The sequence below is a fragment of the Thalassolituus sp. UBA2009 genome, assembly GCF_002335285.1.
GTDB classification, from domain to species: domain Bacteria; phylum Pseudomonadota; class Gammaproteobacteria; order Pseudomonadales; family Oceanobacteraceae; genus Venatoribacter; species Venatoribacter alkanivorans.
This window is the reverse complement of the sequence record NZ_DDCJ01000118.1, coordinates 9,839-16,912: the sequence shown is the minus strand read 5'-3', so window position 1 is coordinate 16,912 and position 7,074 is coordinate 9,839. Positions and strand designations below refer to the sequence as shown.

7 protein-coding genes and 1 pseudogene are annotated in these 7,074 nt (G+C 51.4%); 2 read left to right on the top strand and 6 right to left on the bottom strand.

Features of this window, described 5'->3' with window-relative positions; translation table 11 throughout:
- From B3P58_RS14760 to B3P58_RS14735, 6 genes are all read right to left on the bottom strand, one after another.
- The coding region (locus B3P58_RS14760) for a hypothetical protein (protein ID WP_286718685.1) at nucleotides 1-587 on the bottom strand (587 nt) is incomplete at its 3' end.
- A 29-nt stretch (nucleotides 588-616) separates the two neighbouring features.
- Nucleotides 617-1,075, bottom strand: a complete 459-nt coding sequence (locus tag B3P58_RS14755; RefSeq protein WP_286718682.1) for a phage tail protein — start codon at nucleotides 1,073-1,075, stop codon at nucleotides 617-619.
- Nucleotides 1,072-1,545, bottom strand: coding sequence for a head completion/stabilization protein (locus tag B3P58_RS14750; protein ID WP_286718679.1), 474 nt, complete (start codon nucleotides 1,543-1,545; stop codon nucleotides 1,072-1,074). Before B3P58_RS14750 ends, B3P58_RS14755 begins: the two co-directional genes overlap by 4 nt.
- Nucleotides 1,546-1,660: 115 nt before the next feature.
- Nucleotides 1,661-2,425: a phage terminase small subunit gene (gene gpM, locus B3P58_RS14745; protein ID WP_286718677.1), complete on the bottom strand. Its 765-nt coding sequence runs from the start codon at nucleotides 2,423-2,425 to the stop codon at nucleotides 1,661-1,663.
- 64 nt (nucleotides 2,426-2,489) lie between these two features.
- A complete protein-coding gene (locus B3P58_RS14740) occupies nucleotides 2,490-3,560 on the bottom strand; it encodes a phage major capsid protein, P2 family (protein ID WP_286718674.1) in 1,071 nt (356 codons plus the stop codon).
- Nucleotides 3,561-3,617: 57 nt separating this feature from the next.
- Nucleotides 3,618-4,502, bottom strand: coding sequence for a GPO family capsid scaffolding protein (locus tag B3P58_RS14735; RefSeq protein WP_286718671.1), 885 nt, complete (start codon nucleotides 4,500-4,502; stop codon nucleotides 3,618-3,620).
- Between the two features lie 224 nt (nucleotides 4,503-4,726).
- On the opposite strand from B3P58_RS14735, the gene B3P58_RS14730 reads away from it, so the two are divergent.
- The gene (locus tag B3P58_RS14730; RefSeq protein WP_286718668.1) at nucleotides 4,727-6,598 is read left to right on the top strand and encodes a terminase large subunit domain-containing protein; all 1,872 of its coding nucleotides are present in this window, start codon (nucleotides 4,727-4,729) and stop codon (nucleotides 6,596-6,598) included.
- A pseudogene (locus tag B3P58_RS14725) lies at nucleotides 6,598-7,074 on the top strand (hypothetical protein); the annotation flags it as partial. The gene B3P58_RS14730 and the pseudogene B3P58_RS14725, both read left to right, overlap by 1 nt.

Sequence of the window (7,074 nt, the reverse complement as noted above, 5' to 3'; positions counted from 1 at the left end):
TTACGCAGACCGAAGAATGGCCGCGCTTTTACCGTTACCGGCCATGACGCTTTGGTTTTCTTATCCAGCAATATCCGAAGAACCAAAGCAGCTTTGCCAAGCGTCATGTTTTCCATGATCCACTTACTACTAACCCGGCGGCTTTTCGTCTGGCCTTTCTTAACCCCGGATTTATATTTACCAGTCGGTCGTCTGAACCCGGCTTGCAGCAAGGCTTTTGCCTGCGCTTTGGTAGCCGGTGCGTCATAGTCCGGAACACCGCGAATCTTTTTCATTTTTCCGGCGGTCATTGTCTCTGTGTGGCCTTCCTGCTGCGCCCTGGCTATCTTCCCGCTCAGGCTATTAGGCCATGTAACCTTTCCGCTATTCGGCCCGACATAGGCTTTCAGATTTTTAGCTTTCGCCACATTTTTCAGCAGTGGCTTTTTTTTCTTCTTGTTTATACGCGGGGCGAATGCTTCACCGGTTACTGTCCGCTGTGCTTTGGTATTCGCTCTGGCCTCACGGATAACCAGGCGCGTCACCTCACGGTGAAATTTCTTCCGCTTTGCCGGTGGCATCGCCAGAACCTGCAGTTGCTTCATCAACTTCAGGTCGCCCTGCATCCGGGTTGTAATCACGGTTTTATGCTCCCGGTCACCGTCACGCTTTCAGCAACATTCAGCACATGGTCACCAAAGCTGTACTTCTGCCCTCTGATAACAATCGGGCCTTCGTCATCCCGCGTTAAATAAATCGGGTCGCGTACTTCCAGTGTCATTTCAACGTCAAGTTTCTGGCCGCTCAGTGCTGTTGTCACAATGTCCGGCGCGTCAAGGTCGCTGCGATATTCCAGGGCGGTTACCCACTGATGCAGAAGCACCAGTAAAATGCCGCCCCTGTCGGCGTGCATATTCTCGATCTGCAGCGCAAGCTGATAACGGTAATCGGCATAGTGCAGGCCGTTGTCATCTTCTTTATTGCTTCCTGCTTCCAGCTTCCCCGACTCCATAAACACATCAAAGCTGTTAAGCGATACGTTCAGAACTTTGCGGTTCTGATAAATAAGCTCATTCAGTGAATTCAGGGTTTTCATATCAGATAAACCCCGGTTGCACTTACGCCCTGGATTTCAGCAATTGCACCTGTAGCCTGGGCAAAATAATGGGTTGCCAGCTCGTCACCCGTGCGGGCTGAGTTTTCTGCATCAACACGCCGCCCGGTGGTAATGCTGTCGGTAATCAGTTGAGCTTTTGCATCGCTGTAAACTGCCTGCAGGTACAGCGCAACAACAACCGATAATTCCGCCACGGTTGAACTATCTGCAGTTGCCAGACTTACCGCGCCGCTGCTCTCCACCTGTTGACGAAAGCTGTTCAGGCGCCGGTTAGTACGCGCAGCGGCAATAACCAGCGCGTTTTTAATCATGGCATTGGGCAAGTCATCATCTATCGCGTACTGCTCGCAAAAATCCGCCTGATTTAATGCAGGCCAAAAAGCCCCGTTCGGAATGTCACTGTCATCCCGTACCAGTTGCGCTTTTGGGGCAAAGCTGTAATCACTCATATCCGGCCTGCTGTTTACTGCCTGGTTGAATAGGTAGGCGGCTTACTTAACCCTTTCAGACAGGCCACTGCCTGAGCTGCTGAAGGTTAAGGGCCACCCGGTGGTGCAGGAGTCGTTATTCGGTGTCAGCTTCCTTGCTGTCGTTGTCCACACTGGGCAGGGGAATACCCTGCTTTTCCAGTTCTTTAACCACCTGTTTTTTCAGCGTGGTTACCTTCGCCGGATGCTTCGGCGTACTCAGTAAGTCGGCTTTGGTCAGCTGCACAAATGCGGCTTCCCATTCACCTTTATCCGTTGCCAGCTGTCCGGCCAGCTTGTGGTATTTCATAAGCACAGCTTGCGGTACCGTCCAGGTCGGCAGCGCATTAAATACTTTGGTAAACAGCGGATCAGGGCTGTGTTTTAACTTCACCTGCTGCAGCGCCCACTGCATCACAGAATCCGCCACGAAAGTGGCAATGTTCTTACTGGTAAAACGCGCTGGCAGCTTCTGGCCTTCGTCAACACACTGCATGGCCAGTTTTTCAAACAGCACGGCATTACCTGCCGGATGTTTTGCCATCAGCAGGTCAAAGCACCAGATCATCATTTCTACAAGAACAGGGTTGGCATAAACCTCACCCTGATTCATGTATTCAATAACGTGCGCCATATACACCTTAAAACGCTCAGATTTTAACGCCGCTTTTTCTTCCAACGACTTACCCGACAACAACACCAGATCCTGTTCCAGATTCATGCACAGGCTTTCAAAGCCTGTCGCTGTCGTGGTCAGTTCGGTAACGGCTTTTGCATCAGCAGATTCAATGGCAGCCCGTGTCTGCGCCTGCTCACGTTCATTACGTTTGCGTTCTGCCCAAAGGCGTGCTGGTGTGGTCATGGTGGTTATCCTTTGCATTTTATTTGGTGTATTTAATAGCCACGATTAAGTGGCTATTCCGTTATCAAGTCGTGCGAAAAACCGTGTCCGGGGTCTTTTCGTTAACGATAACTACAGATGCAGGCTCAAACGCTGCAATGGCAAAACGATCTCCGATTGCATAGGCATCATTTGAACTAATGAAGTCAATAATTCGGTTTTTCTCCGATTTATCGACTGTTTTACGGCGTGTACGATCTTCCTGCCAATACAGGTGCAGGTTTTTCAGGTCGGTTACTACCAGGCCGTTATCCGGAAAGTTCGGAACCTGCACGGCTTTCAGACCGCCATAGGTTGCAGACAGGGTGGTGATACCCAGTTTCTTTTCAGACGGAGTACCCGCGTGTTCAGTCAGGGTCTTTCCGATGTCAGCTGCCACCAGAGCGGCACCAACAATCACAACTTCATCACCGGTACGACGTTCGACAGGAATCATCTGGTACAGGTCATACGCTGCTGCATCCAGATTCTGGTAATCATCGTTAAATGAACTTTTACCGATAAAAATTTTCCCGGTACCTGGGTGCTTACCTTCACCAATAATATTTTCTGGCACCTGGTCACGCATGACCTGCAGCCAGCCTTTGTTCACATCCTGACCCAGCGGATAGGTTGCTTTATTGGTTGTCGCCGCCGCATGAGTGCCGTACCAGCCAATGGTGATACGGGTCAGCGCAATGGCTTTGAACACCGCCTTCATATAACGGCTGTAAAAATCTTTGTAACGTGCCCACAGATCGAGCGTTGGGTATTTTATGTACACATCAAAGTCAGTCTGTGCCACTTCCCAGGTGGTGCCATCCGGTGCGCCCAGTTCTGTACCAGTACGTTCACCATCACCATCAGTGTTTGTACGACCACCAATCATGCCAACGGCGGCCATATCCAGCGCCTGACCTTTCATATCAACAACCGGGTGCATGCTGATCATGGTCAGGAATTCGGAAGACGCCTGTACGTTGTCGTTCAGCTTGGTTTCCATCGGTTCGGAAACAGCAAACTGTTCACCCGCCACCACTCCGCTGGCAGCAACGGAATTGGCCATTGCAATGGCGAACAGCAGTTTTTTAAATTTAGTTTTGGTTTCATTACGCATATCGGTTTCCCTTTTCTTTCAGCTGTTCAGCCTTGCTTGCGTTCAGTGGTTTTGTAATTAGCAGACAGTAGAAATATCTTCGTCTTCAGACGGGCCAGTTAAATCAGTGAACTGAGTGTTCTTGCCCGGTGTTTTTTTCAGCTCTGCGAACTGCTCTTCAAGATTCTTCTGACCATCCTGGATGGCTTTCAGAGTTTTAGAAATTTCAGCAGTACTGAATTGTTTATCGTCGTCATCATCCCCAGCCGGTGGCGTTGCCGGAGTCGTCACCGTTTCCGGTGTTTTTTTCAGTTCAGCAATGGCTGCGGTAAATTTTTCGCCCTGGGCTTCAATGGCTGAAGTAAAGGCGGTGGTCAGTTGTTTCAGTTGCTCAGGTGTCATAGCGTCTTCGTCCTGTTCAGGTTCTTGTGTCTGTTGAATGGGTGAGTGGGTGCTGAAGCGGTCCATCAGACTACGCAAACCACCCATAAAGCTTGTGAACTTATCGCCCTGGCTATCCTGCACGGTAAATTCCAGCGGTTTAGGTTCGGTGAACAGCGGCTTTTCACCATTAGGCAACGCGCTGAATTTCATCATGTCCGTGCCAATGCTTGATGGTTTATCGGTAACCGCGAGACGGAACAAATACCACTTACCTTCCACTTCTTTCGGCCAGATGCTGAACCAGAGGCGCTGCCCCATCCGGTTCATTTCCATCAGCCGGAAATTAGCGTTCAGTTTTCCTTCCAGTGACACCCGCCCAACTTTTTCACCCAGTCGAACCTCAGCCACATGGCCATAGGCTCCGAAGTAATCCAGCTCATGGTCAGCATCAATAACAGCGGTGTAGTAATTCGGGTCATAACGCTCCGCCATGTCGCGCAGCCATTGCTCTTCAATTACGCGACCATCTACGGTTTCGCCTGCTGTTGCTAACGTGAACCACTGATCAATTACCGGCATTACATATCCCCGCCCTTTATTCGTTTTCGCTTCTGCGTTCGGCTCAGTGCCTTTCGATATGTGCAGACTAGCCATTTAAAACGCGGTTTTTTAGCGGCAAAAATTCGCTATTTTTCTATTTGCTAATATCCAGAAACCTTTAAAAATATTCGCCGCGTTTTTATATCTCCGGGTTTATACACTGCAGAAAATCACCGCATTAACCGGCACAGAATTCTGCAGATATGGCGAAACGATATTCAGACGACATCAAAGCGCTGGCGCGCACCCTGTTTATAAAGCGGGTAACGGTTCCGGATATTGCGCGGGAAACCGGCGTCCCCCGCCGCACACTTTATGACTGGATTGAAAAAGACGGCTGGCACGACCTGGTAAAGACAGACGACATTGAAGAAGCCTATAACCGCCGCATCCTGACAATACTGAGCAGCAAAGAAACCCTGACACCTGCACAGCTGAACGAAATAGAGCGGCTGCAGACGCTGCTCGCCAAGCATCAGAAAATCCAGGGCCGCATTGCAGCAGTAACCCTGCCCGGCGACCCGGACCCCATTCAGATGCAGGCACACCACCTGCAAACCAGCCTGCCGCTGGATGCAGACCACCAGGCAGCAGTCAAGGCACAGCACAATGCTGAAGTGACCAGTGGCCGTAAAAAGAAGCGCCAAAAGAATGATTTCAGCGGCATCAGCCGTGATGAAATTCTTGAAAAGCTGAAAAGCAAGCTGTTCCCATACCAGTGGGCAGAATTTCAGAAGCTGCTTAACGACCCTGATAACGAAAAATTCCGCCGCCGCTTTTATTTAAAATCGCGCCAGATCGGCTGGACGTTTTACTGTTCGGCCGAAGCGTTCGCGCTTGCACTTCTGGAAGGCCGCAACAAAGCCTTTTTGTCAGCCAGTAAAAATCAGTCGCGCCTATTTAAGCGCTATATTTTGGCGTTCGCAATGGAGTGGTTCGGCGTTGAAGTAAAAGGCGGTGATGAAGTCACTATCCACACCGACCACGGCCCGGTGACGTTCTGGTTTTTATCCACAAACAGCAGCACAGCACAAGGCCCGTCCGGTGACGTGTATCTGGATGAAGTGTTCTGGATTCGGGACTTTGAAAAGCTGAACAAGCTGGCCGGTGCCATCGCCTCACACAAGCATTACCGCAAAACGTATTTTTCTACGCCGTCCGTTAAATCGCACGACGCTTACGCGCTTTGGAGCGGTGAGGAATATCAGAAGGTACAAGAAAAACGGCCACACCTGCCGCCGTTTGAAATGCCCAATAAAAAGCAGCTGAACCTTGGCCATGCCGCTAATGATGGCATGTATCGCAAAGTCATCACCATTCATGACGCAATGGCCGGCGGTTGTAATCTATTCCGCCTGTCTGATTTAGAAATTGAGAACGTGCCGGAAGTCTTCCGGCAGCTGTATGAGTGCGAATTCATCGACGACCAGAACAGCGCCTTTATTCTTAATCAGCTGCTGGGCTGCGCCGCCAATGATGACCGCTGGCACGGATTTAAACCCGGTGCTACACGCCCCTATGGCAACCGCCCGGTGGCCATTGGTTACGACCCAAGCCGCACCCGCGACTGGGCCGAAGTTGTGGTGCTGGCAATTCCGACAACAGCCGGTGGCCGCTTCACGCTGCTGGAACGCATCAGCATGAAAAACGAAAACTGGCAGTTCCAGGCGCAGAGCATTAAGGAGCTGTGTGACCGCTATAACGTGGTGTTTATCGGCATTGACTGCACCGGCCCCGGTAACGGTGTGTTTGAACAAGTGCAGAACTTCTACCCTGCAGCAACGCCGATTCACTACAGCGTGGACGCAAAAACCCGCCTTGTGCTGAAAGCCCAGGCGGTTATCTCAAAAGACCGCATCCGCTGGTCAGCCGACCATGTGGATATCCCGATGGCATTTATGGCCATTCGCCGGCAGGCCACTGGCAGCGGCATCAGTTACGTGGCCGCCCGTGACAGCAAGATAGGCCACGCCGATGTGGCATGGGCAATCATGCACGCCCTGCAGGTTGAAGACCTGACCGCCGACACCCCAAACGACAAGAAAACCACCGTTATCATCAGTGAGGCCGCGTAATGAGCAAGCGCCGTAAATCAGCACGACAAACCGCACAACAGCCCGTAAAACATCAGCACACGGCAGAGGCGGCGGCCGGTGCCGTTGGGTTTTCGTTCGGTGATCCGGAACCCGTGGTAAACGGTCTGGCCGATATTCTGGGCGTGTATTACTACGAAGACGCCGATTATTACACCCCGCCACTGCTGCCCAGCGGGTTAGATACTTTGGCGCGTAAAAACGGCATTCACCGCCGCTGCATCAATTTTAAGGTTCAGCAGGCCAGCATCTGCTATCAGCCGCAGACAAACGGTATGCCGAAACGCGATTTCGCCCGCTGTGCTCGCGACCTGCAAACATTCGGTTACTTCTTTTTTCAGGAAATCCGCAGCGTACTCGGCAACCCATTGGGTTACCGCCATGTGCCCGCCCTGAATATGCGTGTGCGCCCGAAAGGAAAGCACCTGATGCTGGTTAACGGCTCGCAGGGCCGCATT